Below are 23,265 nucleotides of genomic sequence, written 5' to 3' on the forward strand. Positions count from 1 at the left end.
GAGATACATTGAAATGATTTTAGCTACTTTGTCTATATAGAACAATGAATAGATAAGATTTAAATAAAGGAGAGGTTGAAATGGTTACTAAAAAAACTTTAGATAGAATAAATGAATTATCAAAAAAGTCCAAAGAAGTAGGATTAAATCCTGAAGAGAAAATCGAACAAGATCAATTGAGAAAAGAATATTTAGCAGATTTCCGTTCTCGTATGGTCGATGAATTAACTTCGATTAAAATTGTCGATGAAAAAGGAAATGACATAACACCTGCAAAGTTAAAATATGAAAAAGCGATGCGTAAAAGAAATTTACATTAAAAGAAATTAATATTTTATATTTAAGTAAATGATAACAATTGAAAGCAGATGAAATTTCTGCTTTTTTCTATTTCTTGGAAAGAATTCCTTAAAAATGTCAAAACTAAGTGTTAGTTATTGTAATAAATCATGGTAAATTATATGATAATATTTATGAATAAGCTAAAGGAGCGAAATTTATGACTACTAATATTGAACAATTAGCAATTAATACGATTCGTACTTTATCAATTGATGCAATCGAGAAATCAAATTCTGGTCACCCAGGAATGCCAATGGGTGCTGCACCAATGGCGTATGCATTGTTTGCAAAATTCATGAATCATAATCCAAAAAATGCAAAATGGTTTAACAGAGACCGATTTGTATTATCAGCAGGTCACGGTTCAATGTTACTGTATAGCATGCTACATTTATCAGGTTATGAAGTATCTATTGAAGATATTAAGAACTTCCGTCAATGGGGAAGCAACACTCCAGGACATCCTGAATACGGACACACACATGGCGTTGAAGCAACAACAGGTCCATTAGGACAAGGTATTGCTATGGCAGTCGGTATGGCTTTAGCAGAGCGTCATTTAGCTGATACATATAACAAAGAAGACTTAAATGTAGTTGATCACTTTACATATTCAATTTGTGGTGATGGCGATTTAATGGAAGGTGTTTCTGCAGAGGCAGCATCATTAGCAGGACATTTACAATTAGGACGTTTAGTAGTTCTTTATGATTCGAATGATATTTCATTAGATGGAGAATTAAATCGTTCTTTCTCTGAAAGCGTAGAAGACCGTTTTAAAGCGTACGGCTGGCAAGTTATACGTGTTGAAGATGGTAATAACCTAGATGAAATTTCTGCAGCTATTCAAAAAGCTCAAGAAGAATTATCGAAACCAACATTAATTGAAGTTAAAACAACAATTGGTTATGGTTCTCCAAACAAATCAGGAAAATCAAAATCACACGGTGAGCCACTAGGTAAAGAAGAAACAATTTTAACAAAAGAAGCATATGCTTGGAGTTATGAAGATGCATTCTATGTACCAGAAGAAGTTTATGCTCATTATAATAAAGTAATCGTTGAAGCTGGTGCAAAAAAAGAAGCAGAATGGAATGCTACTTTTGCTAAATACGAAGAAACATACCCTGAATTAGCAACTCAATTAAAAAATGCGATTGAAGGTAATATTACTGTAGATTTAGAATCAACATTACCAAAATATGAAGTCGGCAAAAAGATTGCTACGCGTTCATCTTCAGGTGAAGCGATTAATGCAATTGCTAATGTTTTACCAAGCTTCTTTGGAGGATCTGCTGACTTAGCTGGATCAAACAAAACTTATATGAATGGTAAAGGTGACTTTACGAGAGAAAGCTACGATGGACGTAATATTTGGTTCGGTGTACGTGAATTTGCAATGGGTGCTGCATTAAATGGTATGGCTCTTCACGGAGGTGTACATGCATTTGGAGCAACGTTCTTTGTATTCTCTGATTACTTGAAACCTGCAATTCGTTTAGCTGCTCTAATGAATTTACCAGTTACTTATGTATTTACACATGATAGCATCGCAGTTGGAGAAGATGGCCCTACTCATGAGCCAGTTGAGCAATTAGCTGCATTCAGATCAATGCCAAATATTAATGTAATTCGTCCTGCAGATGGAAATGAAAGCTCTGCAGCTTGGAAAGTAGCAGTTGAAGCTAAAGATGCACCAACAATGTTAGTTTTATCTCGTCAAGATTTACCAACTCTAGAAGGCACTACAACTGATATTTATAATAAAGTTTCAAAAGGTGCTTATGTCGTTTCACCTGCAAAACAAGATAAAATTGATGTTGTACTAATTGCAGCAGGTAGTGAAGTGCAATTAGCAGTTGGAGCTCAAGAAAAATTAGCTTCTGAAGGAATCTCTGCTTCAGTTGTTTCAATGCCTTCAATGGACTTATTTGAAAAGCAATCTGAAGAATATAAACAATCAGTATTACCAAAAGAAGTTACAAAACGTGTAGCAGTAGAAATGGGTTCTTCATTCGGATGGCATAAATATGTTGGATTCGATGGAGAAGTTATTGCAATCGATACTTTCGGTGCATCTGCTCCTGGTAACTTATTAATGGAAAAATTCGGATTTACTGTAGATCATGTAGTATCTGTAGCAAAAAAAGTATTACAATAAAAGACTGAAAAAGGGAAAAAAGGAAAAGAAAGTTAAAATCTTTTCCTTTTTCCTAAAATTTTTTCTATATAATGCTTTTTTAAATATTTTTCGACAAAACTAGTTGGTTTTCACTCCTTTAAAGTGACAAATATTTTGTAAGGAATTATATATAATCTTCCATACAGATAGTTGTTGGGAGTGGACAAGATATGAGAGAGTATAAAATTTTTTTAATTCGAGAACCACTGTCTATAGAATTTTATGGTAAAGAGCATAAAATATATCAACTAGTATATGAGTATTATTATTCAACCTTTGAACTAAGGAAAATAATCGAAAAACAATTAGAATATATTACCGAACCAATACCTTTATTTGAGCTACACACTTTTTTTCGCAAAATTAATCCAGAGCAGATCTACCTATATGAAGAGACTGGAGAATATCTTCTAGAACTTACTGATGGTGCAAAGGCTCAGCTAAAAATATATCCTAACGAACTGATATTGTATGCAGATGGAACACTTGAGGCTGAAACAATCTTTTTCGAGTTGTTAAGAAAATTTCGTTCAACATTTATAGCGATTGATGTAAAGGATCAGCGATTTGGCTGGCTTAGACCGATTGCCTATCAAAAGTATATTTAACGATTAAATTGCAGAATGCTCTTGTATTAACTGGTTAGTTTTAGTAAAATTGTTTCTAGATGATTTTAAGGAGGAAGCAATAAGTATGTGGTATTATTATGTTCTAGTCGGAGTACTAGCATTAATTGCTGGTGTTGCGATTGGATTTTTCATAGCTCGTCAGTACACAATGAACTATTTAAAGAAAAATCCACCAATTAACGAACAAATGTTAAAAGTAATGATGGCTCAAATGGGACAAAAACCTTCACAAAAGAAAATTAACCAAATGATGAAGGCTATGAACAACCAAACAAAATAATAAATCTTTCTTAGATTTATTGAATGTATAGAAATAATTGCAAGACACAATATGAAAATCACTCAAATGTGAATCATTCATAAAGAATGTGAAATCACTTACTTCATACAATAATCTACAAAAATGAAACCACTTTCTATTGGACTATTGCCAATTGAAAAGTGGTTTTTATTATCCAGATAAACAAAGGCCTCCGATTATTTATCGGAGGCCTTTTAAATACCGAGCTATTTTTCATATTAATGTACTACCATAGAGAACAAGCCTAATTATTTTAAAAAAAGGGAAACTTTTATTTATCATTTTTGAAAATGATAAATGCTAAGATAAAACTTAAAAAAGTGATTAATCCAGCAACTATTCCAGCAATATAGCGGTTACTATAATGTAAATAACTTTCTAATACTGTAATCGCAATTGAAGAAAAGGCGCACGCAAATAATCCTTGCGTAATACTCATGTTTCCTTTAAAAATTCTCTTCATGAAAAATCTCCTTTGTAAATTCCTACTTATTAATTCTATTTAAGGAGGATATAGTCCTTTCTAAATGAAAAAACATCATTTCAAAATTGATATTTAAACAACAAACTAAGAAAATACTGTCCTTACTTTGTTTTTTAAATTTAATATTAAACGATCTTCTTTAGAAAGTTTTGGTATAGTACCAGTAGGCTTGAAAAAGGGCTGTTTTACTTTTTATCTCTTATTCTATCGTCGCCTGTGACCCCGCAGGCACAGTCGAGGAGGCAAAAGAATCTCGTCCCATGGAAGAGGCAGCCTGTAGTGGAAATCAACATCATCGGGCTACCTTTACAAAAAATTTGATCATAAATTGACAAGATGTTTTTATATAAGATTTTATGAGAAATACTACTTTTAATCTTAATAATAGTTATTAATATCAAGTTAAAGTTGCCTGAATTTAACAACCAGAATAATTAAGCAAATTATTAAAAAATATTAAAACTTTATGCTATAATGGACACTGTGTTTTGAGTTTTCGAAATATTTTAAAATTATTTTATCAGCATTGCGGGGGTGAAGGAATGTCAGTTTTTAAAGATTTGTTATGGTTTTTTAAGCAGGAAAAAAGAAGCTATTTATGGGGAATTTCACTATTAGTCGTCGTTGCAATTTTAGAGCTACTACCTCCGAAGGTTATTGGATATGTAATTGATGGAATGGTTAAGAACTCACTTAATAGTAAAAACTTACTATTTTGGGTAAGTTTAATTTTTATTAATGGGTTACTTCTATATGCATTTCGTTATTGGTGGAGAAGATTAATATTTGGTTCTTCTTTAAAATTAGCTAGACAACTTAGAGATGATCTATATAATCATTTTACTAAAATGTCTCCTTCTTTTTATCAGAAAAATAGAATAGGAGATTTAATGGCTCATGCAACGAACGATGTACAAGCAGTGCGTGAGACAGCGGGTGCAGGTATCTTAACTTTTGTTGATTCCATTATTTTAGGTGGTTCAGTACTAATTATGATGGCAGTTTCAATTAGCTGGAAATTAACGCTTATAAGTCTATTACCACTACCAGTTATGGCTATATTGACGCAGTATTATGGTAAATTATTACATCAACGCTTTCATTTAGCCCAAGAGTCATTTTCTGAATTAAATAATAAGGTTCAAGAAAGTATGAGCGGTTTAAAAGTTATAAGAAGCTTAGGACAAACGAAGGAAGATGTAGGTGCTTTTAAAAATCAAGCAGATTTAGTCGTGAAATATAATATGAGAGTTGCTAGAATTGATGCACTATTTGATCCAACAATCATGCTGGTCGTTTCGATTTGTTATATTATTGCAGTTGTTTATGGATCTAGATTAGTTATTTCTGATGCAATAACGGTGGGGCAATTAATTACTTTTGTTACTTATTTAGGAATACTAATTTGGCCAATGCTAGCGATTGGCTGGCTATTCAATATTGTTGAAAGAGGTCGCGCTTCATATGACCGAATTCGTTCTTTATTAAGTGTCGAACCAGAAATTAAAAATAAAGAAAAAGCATTAGAAAAGCTTTCGATGGGTGAGATTACTTATTCAATTGATTCGTTTAAGTTTAATGATGAATCAAATTTTGAATTAAATGATATTTATTTTAATGTTCAAGAAGGTCAAACAATCGGAATAGTTGGTAAAACCGGTCAAGGTAAAACAACTCTATTAAAACTACTATTGAGAGAATATGAAGTTGCTAATGGGGGGATCTCTGTAGGTGACATAGATATAAAAGATACAACTTTATTATCTCTTAGATCACATATTGGCTATGTGCCACAAGAGCATTTCTTATTTTCAACATCGATAAAAGAAAATATTGCGTTTAGTCAAATTGATTCCTCAATTGAAACAGTTTATAAAGCTGCTGAAATAGCTAATATACATGCCGATATTTTGGAATTCCCATTAAGGTATGACACGATCGTTGGAGAAAGAGGAGTATCTTTATCAGGTGGTCAAAAGCAAAGAATTTCAATCGCAAGATCATTAATTAAAAATCCTAATATTTTAATATTAGATGATTGTTTATCGGCCGTGGATGCAAAGACGGAAGAAAAAATATTACGCTCATTAAAGGACGAAAGAAGTGGAAAAACAACATTTATTACTTCGCATCGTATGAGTGCTGTTATGCACAGTGATTTAATTATCGTAATAGATGAAGGTAGAATTATTCAACGAGGAATGCATGAAGAATTAGTTCAAATAGATGGCTGGTACAAAGAAATGTTCGAAAGACAACAACTAGAAGAACTAGTAGAGCAAGGAGGGAGAAAATGAATCCGGAAATCGAAATCGACGCTAAAAGGCAGAAAAAAGATTTAATTCGCCTTCTTTCATTTCTAAAAAAATATAAAGTTTTACTTACTTTTGCATTTATTTTCTTATTCCTTGCAACAGCATGTGAAATGTATGGTCCAATTTTAGTTAAAAGATTCCTAGATGATCATTTAATGAAAAGGTATTTTCCTAAAGATATAATCGTCAAGTTGTTTACGCTATATGTTGTCATAACGGTTGGTAAAATCATTTTATCTTATTTACAGTTATTAATGTTTCAACAAATCGCTTTTAAAGTTGTTCAAGATATAAGAATGAAAGTTTATGAGCATGTACACTCATTAGCTTTTTCATTTTTTGATAAAACGCCAATCGGAAGTATTGTTTCTAGAATTACGAATGACACAGAAGCAATCAAAGATTTCTACGTTAGTGTTTTAGCAACCTTCATCCAGCAAATTGTCTTCTTAGTAGGGATCATTATTGCAATGTACTCATTAGATGTTAAATTAGCAACGATTTGTGTTGGATTAGTTGTAGTTGTTTATTTTATTATCCTTACTTATCGAAAAAAGAGTTTTCCATTTTTCATGGAAACTCGAGGACAGCTAAGTAATCTTAATGCTAAATTAAATGAGCACTTACAAGGAATGTCGATCATTCAAGCATTTAATCAACAAAAGAGATTACAAAATGAATTCGAAGGTGTAAATAAGTCTCACTATAATGCTGGAGTAAAAACAATACGATTAGATTCATTGTTTTTACGACCTGCAACAGATTTAATTTATACAATTGGTATTATGTTTGTACTAAGCTTCTTTGGAGTTACATCATTTAGTAATCCAGTTGAAATTGGTACTGTATATGCGTTCGTTAGTTATTTAGAAAGATTCTTTGAACCAATAACTCAAATGATGATGAAATTATCTTTACTACAACAAGCTGTAGTATCATCATCAAGGGTTTTTGATTTAATGGATGAAGAACAAAAGGCACCTACAAAAGAAGGTACCGAATTACCGAAAGTAAGTGTAGGAAGTATTGATTTTAAAAATGTTTCATTCGCATATGACGGAGTTCACAATGTAATCCATGATATATCATTTTCAGTTAAACCGGGCCAATCAGTAGCATTTGTCGGTCATACAGGTAGTGGTAAGTCAACAATTATGAATTTATTATTACGCTTTTACGATGTGAAAGACGGAGAAATTCGGATCGATGAACAAAATCTATCAACCTTTGAAGAAAGTGAATTACGAACTAACATCGGATTAGTTTTACAAGACCCTTATTTATTCGTAGGAGATATAAAAGGTAATATCTCAATGTATAACGATAAAATTACAGAAAAAGAAATTAAAGAAGCGTCTGAGTTAGTAAGAGCGAATGAGTTTATTGAAAAACTGCCTAATGGATATAATGAACCAGTAGTGGAGAGAGGTTCTACATTATCAAGTGGTCAGCGTCAATTAATTACGTTTGCAAGGACGATTGCTGCAAAACCTACAATTCTAATTTTGGATGAAGCAACGGCGAATATTGATAGTGAAACAGAAGAAGCAATTCAAGATGCCTTAACCGAAATGAGAAAAGGAAGAACTACTGTGATCATCGCACATCGATTATCTACTATTCAAGACGTTGATTGCATTTATGTGTTGCATAAAGGAAAAATCGTTGAAGAAGGCAACCATCAGCAACTTCTTGCAAAACAAGGATTGTACTACAATATGTATTTATTACAAAATAAAGGGTCACTTTTGTTGGCTGAATAAAAAAAAGTAGCTAGATTTTTCTAGCTACTTTTTAATTTGATATAAGTTTTTTGAGGATATTAGTAAAAATTAATTCATTATTAATAGATTCATAAAGTGCTCATTTGAAACCAGAACATATAGAAATAGTTTTTATACGTAAAATTATTCTAGTAAGAAGTAGTAGATTTAAGTTTTTAAAGTGCTCTTATTAAGATTAATTTAATTCATCATAGATTTAGTCGCTAAGTGGGAGGATCTTTTTAGTGTTAAAGTTTAAATTTACTAAAATATACTTAATATTTCCTGTTATTAGTATTTTACTATAATTAATTTTAGGTTAAATTACATAAAAATTAGTAAAATATTAGTTAATTTATTTTAATTCGATTCGATTGATAGAGGTTTCAAAAAGGAAAATATTACTAATAAAATTACATAAAATGTTGAAATAGTTCGGATATTGATGGATTTTAAAACTTTTTATCGAATAATATTTCTTTTGTTAGACTATTTCGAGAATTATAATCGGTTACAGAGAATGAATTTAGTATTTTGCAATTTATTAATAAAAATAAATAGATATTAAATTTATTATTCTGATATATCAGTATTTTGAGATAGAAATTATACATATTTAAAAGGAGGAAATTACATTGAAAAACTGGAAAATACCATTGATGTCTGTAGCAGCGGCGAGTTCTTTATTATTTATTAACACACCAACTTCTAAGGTAGCAGCAGCGGTAAATCAGGAAGTTGCACAAGGTACTGGGGCTGCTGTACTTGACGGAACTAATTATTTTGGCGACATGGATCCTAACACTACTTTATCGATTGATTTTGTTATGAAACTTCAAAACAAAGCTGAATTAGAAAAATTTATTAAGGAAACGACTACACCATATTCTCCTCATTACCGAAATTATTTAAATGTGAATGAATTCAAAGCCAAATATGCACCGAATCCAGCTTATATCCATTCTGTTACATCTTACCTGCAAGGATTTGGTTTAAAAACAGATGTTCATGCAAATAATTTAACGATTACTGCAACGGGAACGGTAGCGCAATTAAACAAAGCATTAAATGTAGAATTAAAATATGCTAGTTTTAAAGGAAAAAGAATTCATGCTACTAAAAAGAATCCAACTTTACCAAAAGTAATTTCAGATAATATTTTATGTGTTTTAGGTTTAAATAATTATTCAAATTTAGAATCAAGAGCTGTTAAACAACCAACAGTAATTGATAAGAAAGATGTACCAGCTGGCCCGCTTAGTTTAACACCACAAGATTTACAAAATCATTACAATGTGGACCCACTTTATAAAAAAGGCGCTACTGGAGCAGGACAAACACTCGGTATTGTTACATTAGCCGAATTTAATACTGATGATGCTTATAAATTCTGGGATAATATGGGCATTCAAACTAAGCCAAATCGTATTAAAGTAACCGATGTAGATGGTGGTTCTGGTTGGGATGGTTATGAAGAAACTACATTAGATGTACAACAATCAGGTGCAATTGCACCACAAGCAAATATTAATGTGTATGTAGGACCAAACTCTGATACTGGATTTGTAGATGCATTCTCTAATGCAATTAATGATAATGTAGCTAAACAAATTTCAGTAAGCTGGGGATCAAGTGAATTAAGTATTGATTCATACGTACAACAACAAATGGAAGCACCAGAGTATGAAGAAACATTTAATCAATTATTTATGCAAGCTGCAGCACAAGGTATTTCAATGTTTGCCTCAGCAGGTGATGCAGGTGCTTATGATGAAACTAGAGGAGATAATAAAGTATTTAAATTAACAGCAGATTTCCCAGCCGCAAGCCCATATATTACTGCAGCGGGTGGTACGACATTACCTTTCCAATTCCATTCTACTTCTACTGGACTTGATGTGAAAGTAAACGAAGAACGTGCTTGGGGATGGGACTATTTACATGACTATTTCAAAGCAAGAAATATTGACGATGTCAATTTAGTTAATGGTGGCGGGGGAGGCTTTAGTACGTATTTTGATACCCCTGATTATCAAAAAGGAGTTAGTGGAGTTAACAAATATACTGCAGTAGATGAGTTTAAAATTTCATCTGATTTATCAAGTGTTACTTATAAAAACCCAACTATTATTACAGGCAAAGATTCGGGCCGTAACATTCCAGATGTATCGATGGCTGCTGACCCATACACTGGATATTATGTATATTTAAGTGATCCAGGCCAACCGGGAACAAATTCAGGTTATGCTGTTTATGGAGGAACTAGTCTCGTATCACCACAATTAAACGGTTTAACGGCGTTAATAAATAGTGCAGAGCATACACAAGTAGGTTTCTGGAATCCACAAATTTATCGTTTCGCACAAGAAAATTCTTCACCTTTCACACCGTTAAATAAAGCAGGCGATAAAAACGATAATTTATTTTACTCTGGAACACCAGGTACGCTTTATAACCAAGCTACTGGTCTTGGAATTCCAGACGCTGCAAAATTAGCTGATAAATTTGGATCACCAAACAAATAAGCATTTACTTAAAAAGTCGCATTTTTAGCGACTTTTTTTGTTTTTTAATTTTGTGTTCGAAACACGGCGAATTTAAAAAAATACATAATCAAGAAAGAATATGAGTAATTAAAAAGCATGAAGTCGATAAATACATTCTCATGAGGTTTATGAGTTAATATGAGAGAAGGGATAGAAGTATTCTTAACTCATAAGGTGTTCATGAGTTAAAAAAAGAGAGAGAATAAGCGAATTCTTAACTCATAAGGGCTCCATGAGTTAAAAAAAGAGAGGAAATCTGAAATTTCTTAACTCATAAGGTGTTCATGAGTTAAAAAAAGAGAGTGAATAGGAGAATTTTTAACTCATAAAGGGTTCATGAGTTAAAAAAAGAGTGGGAATAAGGAAATTCTTAACTCATAAGGTGTTCATGAGTTAAAAAAAGAGAGTGAAAAAGGGGATTCTTAACTCATAAGAGGTTCATAGGCAATAATAAACGTACTCATATCAGGTTCATGAGTACGTAAATAAGCAAAATTATGAACAACCTCTTCGCATTACCACTACAACCAATATTACTTAACCTATTTAATATTGGAAACTAATTAATAAACTAATTTTTAAACACTATGTACGAGTAAAGATGTTAATAATGTTTAAATAAAATAAAGCTTCAATATTAAAACAGTTCCAATTGCACCAAATACAACAAAGATAATATGTAATCTTAATAACGATAAGATAATTGCGACGGCTCCGCCAATTAAACCGACGCTCATATTTCCTTTTTGAACACTAAGTATGCCAGGGAAAATTAATGCACCTAATGCAGCATACGGGACCCCTTTTAGCCACGATGTTACCCAATTTGGAAACTGAATCCGATCAACTAAAAAAACAGGAATAATTCGAGGAATCATCGTGACTAAGCACATTCCTAATACAAGTAAAAAGATAATCATTCTTTGGAATCTCCTCTCATTAAACCAATTGCAAGGAAACTAGCAAGGATTGATGACAAAATTAATGACCAGCCTTGTGTTAATATTGTTGAAAAAAAGAAATTTAAAAGCATACTAACTAAAACAATTAAACATGCTCGCCAATTTGTACGAATGGCTGGTGTTAATAAGCCAATAAACATAGCGTATAATGAAATACCCATACTTTCACTAATGATTTTAGGGATTAGCTTTGAGAAAATAACTCCTAGTATAGTCCCACTTATCCAAGTAATGTAAGCAATTGTATGTAAAGTAATTAAATAAGTAGATGAATAACTAGTTTTACTGTTTTTTTTACCTAAAGTTGTAACAGCAAAATTTTCATCTGTTAGTGTAATAGATAAGTAGACTCGATCCCAAAAGGGTAGCGTTTTAAATTGATGATTAAATGATAGACTCATAACAAAGTTTCTAAAATTTAAAATAAAAGTAGCGATATAAATTTGAAAAAAGCTCACGCCTGCTAAATACATTGATAACCCCATAAACTGACTTGCACCAGCATATACTAGCGCACTGAATGAAAGAGTATTTACTACATCAATGTCTGCTTGCTTTGCGATTAATCCAAATGTAAAAGCTACAGGCAAATATCCAATGATTAATGGAACAGCTGCTAAGAATCCTTCCTTTATTTCTTTAGTCCGATTAGCTTTCGATTGCGTCGGTTTTGATTGCTGCAAAACAGTAGACATATAAAAAAAGAACTCCTTTCAATAAAAGTATCCAGTAGAGCTTAGAACGTAAGCTTATTAATTATTCCTAATGCCATAAAAGATTGTCATATGATTATACTATAAATAGTTTAGAATTTTCGTAATAATTAAATTTAATTTCAATAAATTTGAAAGCATTTTTAAATTTTACAATTACTATTGAAGTTAAAAAGTAGAAATTTTAAACAATGATATAACTGAAGCATCATCCGTGAAACTTATAAATATAAGGTAATATTTCCACGTAATAAATGATCAGGACTACTATTAATAATAAAGTTGGCCATATTTTTTTAAACATTTTCCCACCCAATTAATAAAATTGTTTATTAAAAAGTGTGCCGAAATTTAAGTAAAATTATTCCATATAAATGAAAATCTAAAGTTATTATTGCGTGCATTCGTGTAAGTTTCTAAAAAATCTAGAAGATTTTATGTTAAAGCTTAAAATTTTTCTAAATACATTTTCTATTTGTATTCATAAAAACAAGCGTGAATTAATAATTTGTACCAATCGGTGTATTAACTACTTTTAATACTAAATAAAAAACAATTCTGTTATAATGTTAACTAGAATGTAAGTTGAGAAGGGATGTAAGTTGATGGGGGATTTAAATATTGGTATTGCATTTGGAGCGGGATTTCTCTCCTTTATTTCTCCATGCTGTTTACCGATTTATCCAGCGTTTTTGTCGTATATAACAGGGGTATCTTTAAGTGATTTGCAAAATGAGAAAAGAATACATAAAAGTAAAACTTTACTACATACATTGTTTTTTTTACTAGGTTTTACGTTAATTTTCATTGTATTAGGGTTTAGTACTTCAATAATTGGTTCTTTTTTTATGAGATATCAAGATTTTATTCGTCAAGTTGGAGCGATATTAATTGTATTTTTAGGTTTAGTTGTTACAGGAATTTTTCAACCGAAGTTTTTAATGAGTGATCGACGAGTTCAATTTTCAAAACGTCCATCTGGATTTCTAGGTTCTACTTTAATTGGGTTAGCATTTGCAGCAGGGTGGACACCTTGTACTGGACCAATTTTAACTTCAGTATTTGCATTAGCAGTGAGTAATCCTGGTTCAAGTCTATTTTATATGTTAGCGTATACACTTGGATTTTCAATCCCATTTTTTGTATTGTCATTTTATTTAGGTTCATTAACTTGGATTAAAAAGCATTCACATAAAATCGTAGTTTTCGGTGGATATATAATGATTATTATGGGAATCATGTTATATTTTGACTGGTTAACTAAAATTACAATTTATTTCACTAGATTTTTTGGCGGATTTACAGGTTTTTAATGATATTTAAAGTTAAAACTGAAATGTCAAGTGATAAAAATATGCAGGTTTTGAAGTTAATGGATTTGCAACAGTAAAGAAGAAACTGTATTATATAATCAGTTTAAATAAGGAAATATTTTTCTTAAAGATATAGATAAAAGGTAGTGAAAAAATGAGTAAAAATATGAGTATAATATTTAGTACAGTTATAGCAACTTGTATGGCATTAGGCGTAATTGTAGTTAGAATAAAAGCTGCTAAAAAGCCTACAAACTTAAGAAAAATAATTTTACCTCCATTTTTTATGAGTTCTGGAGCATTAATGTATTTAGTACCGGAGTTCAGACTAACAGGAACTGAAGTTTTAGAAGCTGTTTGTATGGGGATTTTCTTTTCGTTATTCCTTATTAAAACGTCTAAATTTGAAATTGTAGACAATGAAATTTATTTAAAAAGATCAAAATCATTCGTATTTATCTTACTTGGTTTATTAGTTGTTCGTATCGTTATGAAGTTATACTTAAGTTCGTCAATCGATGTAGGCCAATTAAGTGGTATGTTCTTCTTACTAGCTTTTTCAATGATTGTTCCTTGGAGATTAGCAATGTACAAATCATATCAAAAGTTGAGAAGACAACTTCCTTCAAATACAATTATTACATGATAAAACGTGTACCGATTCGGTACACGTTTTATTTTTGAAAAAAAGATTTTATTTTGCAAGTAAATGCTTATAATCCGTGAAATCGATTTCTTTTTTCTTTAAAGTTTTAACTAAAAAAGCATGATCTCGTCTCGGTGTTGCTTTAATATAACCTTCAATAATTAAACCTTGTGTAATTTGTGTTGCGTTATTAAGTAGTGCTAATTCACCGATTTTACCTGCAATTTTATCTCGAGCAATATCTCTAAATAAAGATGGTACAGGTTTTACTAATTCTTCTAGTAAATCTTTTTGTTCAGATGACCAAAAATCTTTTGTTTTTAGTAAATATTCTTCCTGCCAATCTAAGATTGATTTTCCATCCTCTTTCGGCATTCGTTTTAAAAACTTTCTGAACATAAAGTATCCGCCTATTGACATCATTCCTAATAAGAAAATTGTCCATAAGACAATCATAATTTGTGAAAAGAATGAAAACATATGTATCCTCCTTGTATTAGGTAACATAACACTATTATAGTAAGAAAATATGACAAGTATCAAGCTAGTACATAGGATTTTTGTCAAAAAATGACCATTTATTTTTAAGTACTAGTTTCATTTTAGGTATTTGAATCATATAGTAGATAAAACGAAGAAAAAAGTCGTAGAGGAGGCTAAAGATGTGAAACAAACTAAATTCTCTTCTCACTTTACTTTTTTAAGTGTTTTATTTTACTTGGCCGCAAGTTCCATCTTCCTTATCGTACTGTACAAGTTAATTTCAATGTTACTTGGCAATGGGAATGATTTAAAAACTTATTTACAAATTGCGGTTGTAATCATTGTTTTAAGTATTACAGCTTTCCGGTTAATAAGAAGTGATATTGTGTTAATTCAAGATGATATTATTATTCATAAAGGTATTCTTACTCTTAAATTTAAAATTCATGATATTACAGAAATTAAACAATTAGTTGAAGTCTATGGAAAAAATAAAGAACTTATTACATTATTAATTCATATAAATGAATCGATTCAACCGATTATTTTAACACTTGAAAATCCAAAAGCTTTTATTAGAGAGCTATTAAAATTGAATTCAGAAATAAAATTTGATGAAGAATTGATTGTTCTAGTAAATAAAAACAATTAAAAATAAAGGGGTCGTCCACTCATGGGCGACCCTATTTATATTCGATAAATATTGTTGAGTTGATTTTATGTTCCATTAGTCGTAAAAAATGAATTATTGTCTAATGTGAGTGTTATGAATAGTTAGGATAAACCCTTTATGTTACAATATTGAATAGTACATAAATGTAGGGGGAATAAAGCACTAATGAGTAAAAAGAAGAAATCTAATAGTAATCAAACTTTTGCTATTTCTGTGTTTATTGGTATCGTAGTTTTAGTTGGAGCGTTATTCTTAGTTTCACATCTACAAAAGAAAAAAACGGAAGAAGTTTACCCAACTATAGCTGGAGTAAGTGATGTAAAGGTTGATGGTTTTGATACAAAGGATCAGCCAACATTTAGTAATAAAGACGCAAAGGTTGAAGTAGTTGAATTTGGTGACTACAAATGTCCAATCTGTGCACAGTGGAATAAAATCGTATTTCCACAACTTAAAGCTGATTATATTGACAAAGGTTTAATCAATTTTTCATTTATTAACTATCCATTTATTTCGAAGGATTCAAACTTAGCAGCTCTTGCATCTGAAGTTATCTATAAAACGCACAAAGATTCATTTTGGAAATTTCAAGAGCAAATTTATTTAAAGCAAGAAGATGAAACAACAACTTGGGCTACACCAGATAAATTAGCAAGTATTGCGAAATCTGTTATTCCGGATTTAAATGTAAAACAATTTAAAAAAGACTTATATAAAAAAGACGCAATGAAACAAGTTGCTAATGATGTTGCGATTGCTGGCCATTATGGCGTAAACGGTACTCCTACAATTTTTGTAAATGGAAAAGCAGTTGATAATCCAAGTTTAGAATCAATAAAAGCAGCTATTGATGCTGAGGTAAATAAATAAGATTAAAAGAGGTATGCGAGCATAATCGCATACCTTTTTTGTACAAGTTTATTGTTTCTTTTTCACACGTGCATCTGCTTGAGCTGAACGCTCTTGCGCTTGCATATCCTCTTGGTCAGCTAATTCTGCTGAGTACTCAACATCTAGTCCATCTGGTGTTATATTCTGATTAATTTTATTCGTTCCATTACTTTTTTTCTTCAACTTAAAAACCCTCCATTAAATTAAAAATTACATATCGTGACTACTATGTTTTTTCTGTCTAGAATGATTTTGATTCTTTACTTTATGAGAACCACTTAATGGTTTTGGTTGCCCACTTTCATGATCGATTGGGCTATTTCGTTTTGACGATTTGTTTGTCATTCTTGTCACCTTCCTTTATTAATAGCTTTAGTTGTATTGAAAAAAATATGCCACAATGAAAAATTTACTAATTCTAAAATGTAAGCGTTTTAATCAATTTTTCCTACTAATTTTTGATAACCATTTTCCATATAATAAATAAATTAATGAAAGGGAGGAATTTATATGATTTAATTCAGCTTTGAATCATTAATAATAGAAAGTTTGAGAAAATTATTTTTCATAATTTTAAGATAAAAAAACGACAAACAATTTTTAAATATATATTTTCTAAGAAATTACTAGAGTAAAAGTTAATTTTTTTAGTTTGTCTGACTCTTTTGATGTATGAAACAAGTAATTTGACCAATACTAGTAATAGTCAAAATGAAAGAGGAGACTGATACTGATTATGCAAGTTCTAGCGGTTTGTCTTATATATTCGGGTGTGATCGTACTCTATCTCTTGTTCAAGAAAGTTCAATATAATAAGAGACAAAGAAACGTGATTAATTTTTTCCTATACTATAATCGAAGAAAAAGTAATGTTAATAGAGAGACAAAAAGAACTGGTGACATTATTTATTTAATGCCGCAATCGACAATGAACAGAGGTATTCTAAGAAAACGTAAAGATGATTTTGAGTAATGATCAAAAAAAATTTAAAAATAGCAAGCAATTTGGCGATTGCTTGCTATTTTTTTTGTTCATAAATTGGCGACGGATTAAGTAGTGGATAACTACCAATATTTCTTTGCCAATCGTCGAGTTTATTTTATTGTCTTTTTTTAGTCTTTTTATTGTTTAATTTATAATCTGCTGAAAGTGGCTCTTGTGCAGTTTCTTCATTGAAACCAGCAGCTTTTCCTTGCTCAACGGATGCAGACATACCACTACCTGAATTATTTTTACGTCTAGACATGTAAATTCCTCCTTAAATATAAGGCTCTATGATTTATTTTCTGTATATCTTCATAAAAACGCCTGAGAATTAATTGAACAAAGCCTTTTATAAAAAATAGTCTTTCCTTAATTTTTTTAAGTAGCCTAATTATCTTTATGGTAATTTTTGTGAGGAGAAAACAATCTGTATACATAAAGGCATGGTTAATTAAAAAAACATTGGTCTTTTAGACTAATATTACAAACCGTTTTCATTGTTTGTAAATATATTGACATAAGTCTTCTATTTTCTGATTGAACTAAATTATTGTGAAAAGTCTTCCTATTAGAATGGCTTTTTTTAATTTATTAAAAAGGAGAAATGATTAATGACAAATCCAACTTATCACGAAAGAAATTTATCAAATTTAATTAGTTAGCTCCAGATACAAAGCAGGCAGCCTTAAAATGGTATAATTACTGCGAAAAAAACAATATAAATGTTTTGATTTACGAACCTACCCGCACAAAGGAGCGTCAAGAAGAGCTTAACCTTGTATTTGTGTATACAGGGTTTGTTTGCGTGGTGAGAATAAAACATATTCAATTTTGAAAATGAAAAAATCATACTGATTAAGATTCATGAGTAAGAAAAAAATGTATGCCACTAATTAACAACTAATATTTTAATCACTTAACCCTAATAAACCATTAAATAAATGAAGATCTACCAAGTAATACATAAGTATATGGTAGTTTTGCCATTGATTGGAGTATAGTGTGAAATGCTTAGTTATTGATATAATAAAGATATATAACGTCTCCCGAATTGATTTTTAAGGGAGGTTATTGAGTAAATGCTTTAATTTTTTTATAACTAAAAAATTAAATTTTCCTCAAATGACATTTGTTAATCCAAGATAAAAATTTAAATTTTTTGTACGCCAAATTGGTATATTAGTAAAAGATTATTAAATTTCCTATTCGATAAATTTAGTCATAAGTAATTCTTATTGCAAATGATAAGTTACTTCTTATTTACTTATGATATACATTGTAATAATATATTATTGTAAGGTATTGAAAAGTTTGGATATAAAATATATTCAGACATTTTTTGCTTAATAGGGGGAAGAACAATGGGGAAAAATGACGTTTTCCAATCTCGTTCGACATTTACTGCGAACGATAAAACTTATCATTATTATCGCTTAAAAGCAATTGAGGAAGCTGGAGTAGCTAAAATCGGTAAATTACCTTATTCGATTAAAGTGTTACTAGAGTCAGTTCTTCGTCAAGTAGATGGAAGAGTAATTACAAAAGATCATGTTGAAAATTTAGCAAAATGGGGAACAAGCGAGCTACAAGATGTAGATGTTCCGTTTAAACCTTCTCGTGTAATTTTACAAGACTTCACTGGTGTTCCAGCTGTAGTTGACTTAGCTTCATTACGTAAGGCAATGGCAGATATGGGTGGAGACCCTGAAGTAATTAATCCTGAAATTCCAGTAGACCTAGTAATTGACCACTCTGTAATGGTTGATAAAGCTGGTTCAGTTGATGCATTGGATTTCAATATGGATTTAGAATTTTCTCGTAACGAAGAGCGTTACCAATTCTTAAGCTGGGCTCAAAAAGCATTTAATAACTATCGTGCAGTACCACCAGCAACTGGTATCGTACACCAAGTTAACTTAGAATACTTAGCTAACGTAGTTCAAGCAGTTGCAAATGCAGATGGTGAAGTAGTAGCATTCCCAGATACATTAGTAGGTACTGACTCACATACTACAATGATCAATGGTATCGGTGTATTAGGTTGGGGTGTAGGTGGTATCGAGGCTGAAGCAGGAATGCTTGGTCAACCATCATATTTCCCAGTTCCAGAAGTAATCGGTGTTAAATTAACTGGTTCTTTACCAAGTGGAACGACTGCAACTGACGTAGCGTTAAAAGTTACTGAAGTTTTACGTAAAAAAGGTGTAGTAAATAAATTCGTTGAGTTCTTTGGACCAGGTTTACAAAGCATGCCTCTAGCAGACCGTGCAACAATCGCAAACATGGCTCCTGAGTATGGTGCAACATGTGGATTCTTCCCAGTTGATGTTGAAGCACTTAACTACTTACGCTTAACAGGTCGTAGTGAAGAGCAAATTCAATTAGTAGAAGCATACTGTAAAGCTAATGATTTATTCTATACAACAGATCTAGAAGATCCTACATTCACTGATTTAGTTGAAATCAATCTTTCAGAAATTGAATCAAATCTTTCTGGTCCAAAACGTCCACAAGATTTAATTCCATTATCAGAAATGAAAAAAGCATTCCAAGCAGCAGTTTCTGCTCCTATGGGTAATGCAGGTTTCGGTTTAACTGATGAAACATTAAATAAAGAAGTAAATGTTAAATTCGAAAACGGTACTGAAACAACTTTTAAAACTGGTGCAGTAGCAATTGCAGCAATCACAAGTTGTACAAATACTTCAAACCCATACGTAATGTTAGGTGCTGGTTTAGTAGCTAAAAAAGCTGTTGAAAAAGGATTAACTGTGCCTGCTTATGTAAAAACTTCATTAGCTCCTGGTTCTAAAGTTGTTAGTGGATATTTACAAGAAGCTGGTTTAATTCCTTTCTTAAACCAATTAGGATTTAACATTGTTGGTTACGGATGTACTACATGTATCGGTAACTCTGGTCCATTAGCACCTGAAATGGAAGAAGCAATTGCTGATAATGATATGTTAGTAACATCAGTACTTTCTGGTAACCGTAACTTTGAAGGACGTATTCATCCTCAAGTTAAAGGTAACTACTTAGCATCACCACCATTAGTAGTTGCTTACGCGTTAGCTGGTAATGTAAATATCGACTTCTCTGTTGAACCAATCGGTCAAGACAAAGATGGAAACGATGTATTCTTAAAAGACATTTGGCCAACATCTGCTGAAGTACAAGAAGTTGTTGCTGCTACAGTTACTCCTGAATTATTCAAGAAAGAATATGAAAGAGTATTTGAAGATAACAAACGTTGGAACGAAATTCAAACAACTGATGATTCATTATACAAATGGGATAGCGAATCAACTTATATCGCTAATCCTCCATTCTTTGAAGGTTTATCAAAAGAGCCAGGCGTAGTTAAACCATTAGCTGGTTTAAAAATCGTTGGTAAATTCGGTGATTCAGTAACAACTGACCACATTTCACCAGCTGGTTCAATTGGTAAAACAACTCCTGCAGGACTTTACTTACAAAGTAAAGATGTTAAACCTGTAGACTTTAACTCATATGGTTCTCGTCGTGGTAACCATGATGTAATGATGCGTGGTACATTCGCTAACATCCGTATCCGTAACCAAATCGCACCAGGTACAGAAGGTGGATACACTACTTACTGGCCAACTGGCGAAGTTATGTCAATTTATGATGCAGCAATGCGTTATAAAGAAGACGGTACTGGACTAATGATTTTAGCTGGAAATGACTACGGTATGGGAAGTTCTCGTGACTGGGCTGCTAAAGGAACAAATCTTTTAGGCATCAAAACAGTTCTAGCTGAAAGCTTCGAACGTATTCACAGAAGTAACCTAGTATTAATGGGAGTTTTACCACTTCAATTTAAAGCTGGTGAAAATGCTGAAACATTTGGATTAACAGGTAAAGAAATCTTTGCTGTTACTGTAGATGAAAATGTTAAACCACGTGATCTTGTAAAAGTAACTGCAACTAAAGAAGACGGAACAACTGTTGAATTTGATGTAGTTGCTCGTTTCGATAGCGAAGTTGAAATTGACTACTACCGTCACGGTGGTATCTTACAAATGGTATTACGTGATAAATTAAATAATTCTAAAGTAACTCATTAATTAGATGAAAAACACGGTCCTTTTTGGATCGTGTTTTTTTGTTGTTTGAATATATTATGGGATCGCTTTTAAAGTTGGGCATCACACTTAAAATCCGGGAGTCGCAAATAAAAAAGGAGAATCGCAAATAAATTGGGGCAATCGCAAATAAAAAAGGAGAATCGCAATTAAAATCGGGTAATCGCAAAAAAATCAGGGAAACGCAAATAAACTAACCGATTTTATGATTTTTAGGAGAAATCTGAAAGAAATTAGATGAAATTCATCAAATTTCATTGAAAAGTGGTGTTCATTCTACTGATTTTATAAAAAAATATCGTTTTTTTACCATTTTTTTAAGAATCGCATTTAAAATACGGGATTGTATTTAAAAGTACAATCCCAAACACAGCTACAAATCAATGGATTGGTGGTCGCCCTATTGTCATTACAAATTCCTCTAAATAATTAATTAAAATTACGAATTAATAAACCATTCATGTAAAAAATATAAAATGAGATAAAAAGTGGGATTTATTTCGAAATAATTTTAGAAAAAAAGAATTAATATTAAAAGTCATTATGTAGTGCGTAAAAAAATCGCTTTGAAGATATTCGGGCTTGTTCCACTTTTGTATTTATTATGGTTAAATAGAGATAGTTAATTAAAAGGGTGATTTGTATGAGAAAAGTAATTCCTTTGTTAGTGCTTTTAGTTGCGTTAGGCTATTCATTTTTTCAATTATACGAGAAAAAAGAAGCAGAGAGTAAGGTTACTAGTAATAATGATGCGTATATTGCTTCGATTCAAAAATTGGGTGTACAAGTTGGTCAGCAAGCACCTGATATTCAATTGATGACTTTGGATGAGAAGAAGGTTAATTTATCTTCGTTCAAAGGCAAAAAAGTAATCTTAAATTTCTGGGCTACATGGTGTCCTCCGTGCCAAGATGAAATTCCGGCATTAGAGAAGTTTCATCAAGCACATAAAGATATTGAAATGATTGGTGTTGCAGATTATATTGGTGAGAAGAAAGATTTGAATTTTATTAAGAATTTTGTTAGTAAAAATAGTATGAATTATAATATCTTAATTGATGAAAATGGAGATAATTTTCGGAAATATGGTGTGATTTCAATTCCTACTACATATTTTATTAATGCGAATGGCGAGATTGTTTTTAAGCAAATAGGACCAGTTACTGAGAAACAATTAAATACATTTTTAAAATAAGAAAAAATTTACTAAAATGTAAGAAAACTCTTTTTTTTGTCAATACTAACATAAAAAGAAGAGGTGATTGTTATGAGAAAGAAGAGACATAAATCGTTTCAAGAATTAATTAATGAAAATAAAAATTCTCTATTAAATGATGCGGAAGCTTTAAATAAAATATATGATCGTTTAGAAGAACGTTTAGAAAGAAAAGCTAAAGCAGAATAGACAAGAGTAAGAAGGAATTTATCCTTCTTTTTTTGTTTTTTAAAATCGATTTTTTTTACATATTTAAAGTAACAAAACTCATACTATCGCTAGGGGGCGATAAAATGGGAAATCCTAAAAAACATCCTAAAGATTTTGTACCAAATCATGTTGGTACTCAAAACAAAGCAGCTGGCGGGAATAAGGGTAAACAAATGCAATATAAAGATCCTACTGGCAAACAACCAATCGTTGATAACGGGTAATATTCAAATTCCAAAACACAATTTTGAATTGGAGTGATTAATGATGGAATACAAATCAAAGCCAGATGATCGCAGTGATAATGCTGATAAAATTCAAGATATGATTAATAATACGAAGGAAAATATTAAAGAAGCAGAGACTTCAATGCAGATTGGTAATGAACAGCAAAAACAAAATGCAATAGAAAAAAATCAACGTCGTGAGGAATCACTTTCAGCATTAGAAAGTGAACTAAGGGACGAGCAGGCATTTAATAATACGAATGACTGAATAAAAAAGA

Annotated in this window: 23 protein-coding genes; 16 read left to right on the plus strand and 7 right to left on the minus strand. The window is 31.2% G+C overall.

The annotated features are described in order from the left end of the window. Positions 1-80 precede the first annotated feature (80 nt). The 4 genes from CN692_RS13680 (at position 81) to CN692_RS13695 (ending at position 3,433) form a co-directional block, all read left to right on the plus strand. Complete coding sequence (locus tag CN692_RS13680; protein ID WP_098119729.1) at positions 81-320, plus strand: DUF896 domain-containing protein; 240 nt, start codon at positions 81-83, stop codon at positions 318-320. 179 nt (positions 321-499) lie between these two features. Beyond that, positions 500-2,503 (plus strand): transketolase, encoded by a 2,004-nt coding sequence (tkt, locus tag CN692_RS13685; RefSeq protein ID WP_098119730.1) that lies wholly within the window; start codon positions 500-502, stop codon positions 2,501-2,503. 191 nt (positions 2,504-2,694) lie between these two features. After that, on the plus strand, positions 2,695-3,132 hold the full coding sequence (gene sirA / locus CN692_RS13690) for a sporulation inhibitor of replication protein SirA (protein WP_098119731.1): 438 nt from the start codon (positions 2,695-2,697) through the stop codon (positions 3,130-3,132). A gap of 85 nt (positions 3,133-3,217) precedes the next feature. Beyond that, positions 3,218-3,433 carry a YneF family protein gene (locus tag CN692_RS13695; RefSeq protein WP_373604949.1) on the plus strand — a complete coding sequence of 72 codons (216 nt, stop codon included), beginning with the start codon at positions 3,218-3,220 and terminating at the stop codon, positions 3,431-3,433. Positions 3,434-3,725: 292 nt separating this feature from the next. Here CN692_RS13695 and CN692_RS13700 read toward each other — a convergent pair whose 3' ends face one another. Further along, positions 3,726-3,917, minus strand: coding sequence for a hypothetical protein (locus CN692_RS13700; RefSeq protein ID WP_098119732.1), 192 nt, complete (start codon positions 3,915-3,917; stop codon positions 3,726-3,728). A 563-nt stretch (positions 3,918-4,480) separates the two neighbouring features. Between CN692_RS13700 and CN692_RS13705 the strand changes: the two genes are divergently transcribed. The 3 genes from CN692_RS13705 to CN692_RS13715 all read left to right on the plus strand — a co-directional run bounded on the left by CN692_RS13705 (position 4,481) and on the right by CN692_RS13715 (position 10,541). After that, the gene (locus CN692_RS13705; RefSeq protein ID WP_098119733.1) at positions 4,481-6,235 is read left to right on the plus strand and encodes an ABC transporter transmembrane domain-containing protein; all 1,755 of its coding nucleotides are present in this window, start codon (positions 4,481-4,483) and stop codon (positions 6,233-6,235) included. Continuing rightward, the gene (locus CN692_RS13710) at positions 6,232-8,016 is read left to right on the plus strand and encodes an ABC transporter ATP-binding protein (protein ID WP_098119734.1); all 1,785 of its coding nucleotides are present in this window, start codon (positions 6,232-6,234) and stop codon (positions 8,014-8,016) included. The genes CN692_RS13705 and CN692_RS13710 overlap by 4 nt, the downstream gene beginning before the upstream one ends. 635 nt (positions 8,017-8,651) lie before the next feature. Continuing rightward, entirely contained in the window at positions 8,652-10,541 is a 1,890-nt protein-coding gene (locus CN692_RS13715; protein ID WP_098119735.1) for a S53 family peptidase, read from the plus strand. A gap of 635 nt (positions 10,542-11,176) precedes the next feature. Here CN692_RS13715 and CN692_RS13720 read toward each other — a convergent pair. Together CN692_RS13720 and CN692_RS13725 are read right to left on the minus strand one after the other, a co-directional pair. Then, complete coding sequence (locus tag CN692_RS13720; protein ID WP_098119736.1) at positions 11,177-11,482, minus strand: AzlD domain-containing protein; 306 nt, start codon at positions 11,480-11,482, stop codon at positions 11,177-11,179. Further along, on the minus strand, positions 11,479-12,219 hold the full coding sequence (locus CN692_RS13725; protein ID WP_098119737.1) for an AzlC family ABC transporter permease: 741 nt from the start codon (positions 12,217-12,219) through the stop codon (positions 11,479-11,481). The genes CN692_RS13720 and CN692_RS13725 overlap by 4 nt, the downstream gene beginning before the upstream one ends. Before the next feature lie 623 nt (positions 12,220-12,842). On the opposite strand from CN692_RS13725, the gene CN692_RS13730 reads away from it, so the two are divergent. Then, positions 12,843-13,550, plus strand: coding sequence for a cytochrome c biogenesis CcdA family protein (locus CN692_RS13730; RefSeq protein ID WP_098119738.1), 708 nt, complete (start codon positions 12,843-12,845; stop codon positions 13,548-13,550). Between the two features lie 166 nt (positions 13,551-13,716). Beyond that, positions 13,717-14,196, plus strand: a complete 480-nt coding sequence (locus CN692_RS13735; protein ID WP_098119820.1) for a CcdC family protein — start codon at positions 13,717-13,719, stop codon at positions 14,194-14,196. 48 nt (positions 14,197-14,244) lie between these two features. On the opposite strand, the gene CN692_RS13740 is transcribed toward CN692_RS13735, so the two are convergent. Next, the gene (locus CN692_RS13740; RefSeq protein ID WP_098119739.1) at positions 14,245-14,676 is read right to left on the minus strand and encodes a DUF2621 family protein; all 432 of its coding nucleotides are present in this window, start codon (positions 14,674-14,676) and stop codon (positions 14,245-14,247) included. A gap of 184 nt (positions 14,677-14,860) precedes the next feature. On the opposite strand from CN692_RS13740, the gene CN692_RS13745 reads away from it, so the two are divergent. After that, positions 14,861-15,331, plus strand: coding sequence for a hypothetical protein (locus CN692_RS13745; RefSeq protein ID WP_098119740.1), 471 nt, complete (start codon positions 14,861-14,863; stop codon positions 15,329-15,331). A gap of 186 nt (positions 15,332-15,517) precedes the next feature. Beyond that, the gene (locus CN692_RS13750; RefSeq protein ID WP_098119741.1) at positions 15,518-16,222 is read left to right on the plus strand and encodes a DsbA family protein; all 705 of its coding nucleotides are present in this window, start codon (positions 15,518-15,520) and stop codon (positions 16,220-16,222) included. Between the two features lie 48 nt (positions 16,223-16,270). Here CN692_RS13750 and CN692_RS13755 read toward each other — a convergent pair whose 3' ends face one another. The 3 genes from CN692_RS13755 to sspO all read right to left on the minus strand — a co-directional run bounded on the left by CN692_RS13755 (position 16,271) and on the right by sspO (position 17,490). Then, positions 16,271-16,426 (minus strand): YfhD family protein, encoded by a 156-nt coding sequence (locus CN692_RS13755; protein ID WP_098119742.1) that lies wholly within the window; start codon positions 16,424-16,426, stop codon positions 16,271-16,273. Between the two features lie 27 nt (positions 16,427-16,453). Beyond that, positions 16,454-16,588, minus strand: coding sequence for a small acid-soluble spore protein P (locus CN692_RS13760; RefSeq protein ID WP_098119743.1), 135 nt, complete (start codon positions 16,586-16,588; stop codon positions 16,454-16,456). Positions 16,589-17,343: 755 nt separating this feature from the next. Continuing rightward, positions 17,344-17,490, minus strand: a complete 147-nt coding sequence (gene sspO / locus CN692_RS13770; protein ID WP_098119745.1) for a small acid-soluble spore protein O — start codon at positions 17,488-17,490, stop codon at positions 17,344-17,346. A gap of 1,099 nt (positions 17,491-18,589) precedes the next feature. On the opposite strand from sspO, the gene acnA reads away from it, so the two are divergent. The 5 genes from acnA (at position 18,590) to tlp (ending at position 23,255) form a co-directional block, all read left to right on the plus strand. After that, complete coding sequence (acnA, locus tag CN692_RS13775; RefSeq protein WP_098119746.1) at positions 18,590-21,316, plus strand: aconitate hydratase AcnA; 2,727 nt, start codon at positions 18,590-18,592, stop codon at positions 21,314-21,316. A gap of 661 nt (positions 21,317-21,977) precedes the next feature. Next, positions 21,978-22,529 carry a TlpA family protein disulfide reductase gene (locus tag CN692_RS13780; RefSeq protein ID WP_098119747.1) on the plus strand — a complete coding sequence of 184 codons (552 nt, stop codon included), beginning with the start codon at positions 21,978-21,980 and terminating at the stop codon, positions 22,527-22,529. A gap of 72 nt (positions 22,530-22,601) precedes the next feature. Next, positions 22,602-22,739, plus strand: coding sequence for an FbpB family small basic protein (locus CN692_RS13785; protein WP_098119748.1), 138 nt, complete (start codon positions 22,602-22,604; stop codon positions 22,737-22,739). 104 nt (positions 22,740-22,843) lie between these two features. Then, positions 22,844-22,984, plus strand: a complete 141-nt coding sequence (locus tag CN692_RS13790; RefSeq protein ID WP_069032371.1) for an acid-soluble spore protein N — start codon at positions 22,844-22,846, stop codon at positions 22,982-22,984. Between the two features lie 43 nt (positions 22,985-23,027). Beyond that, complete coding sequence (gene tlp / locus CN692_RS13795) at positions 23,028-23,255, plus strand: small acid-soluble spore protein Tlp (RefSeq protein WP_373604960.1); 228 nt, start codon at positions 23,028-23,030, stop codon at positions 23,253-23,255. Positions 23,256-23,265: the final 10 nt, after the last annotated feature.

This window comes from Bacillus sp. AFS002410 (genome assembly GCF_002556365.1).
GTDB lineage: Bacteria > Bacillota > Bacilli > Bacillales > Bacillaceae_G > Gottfriedia.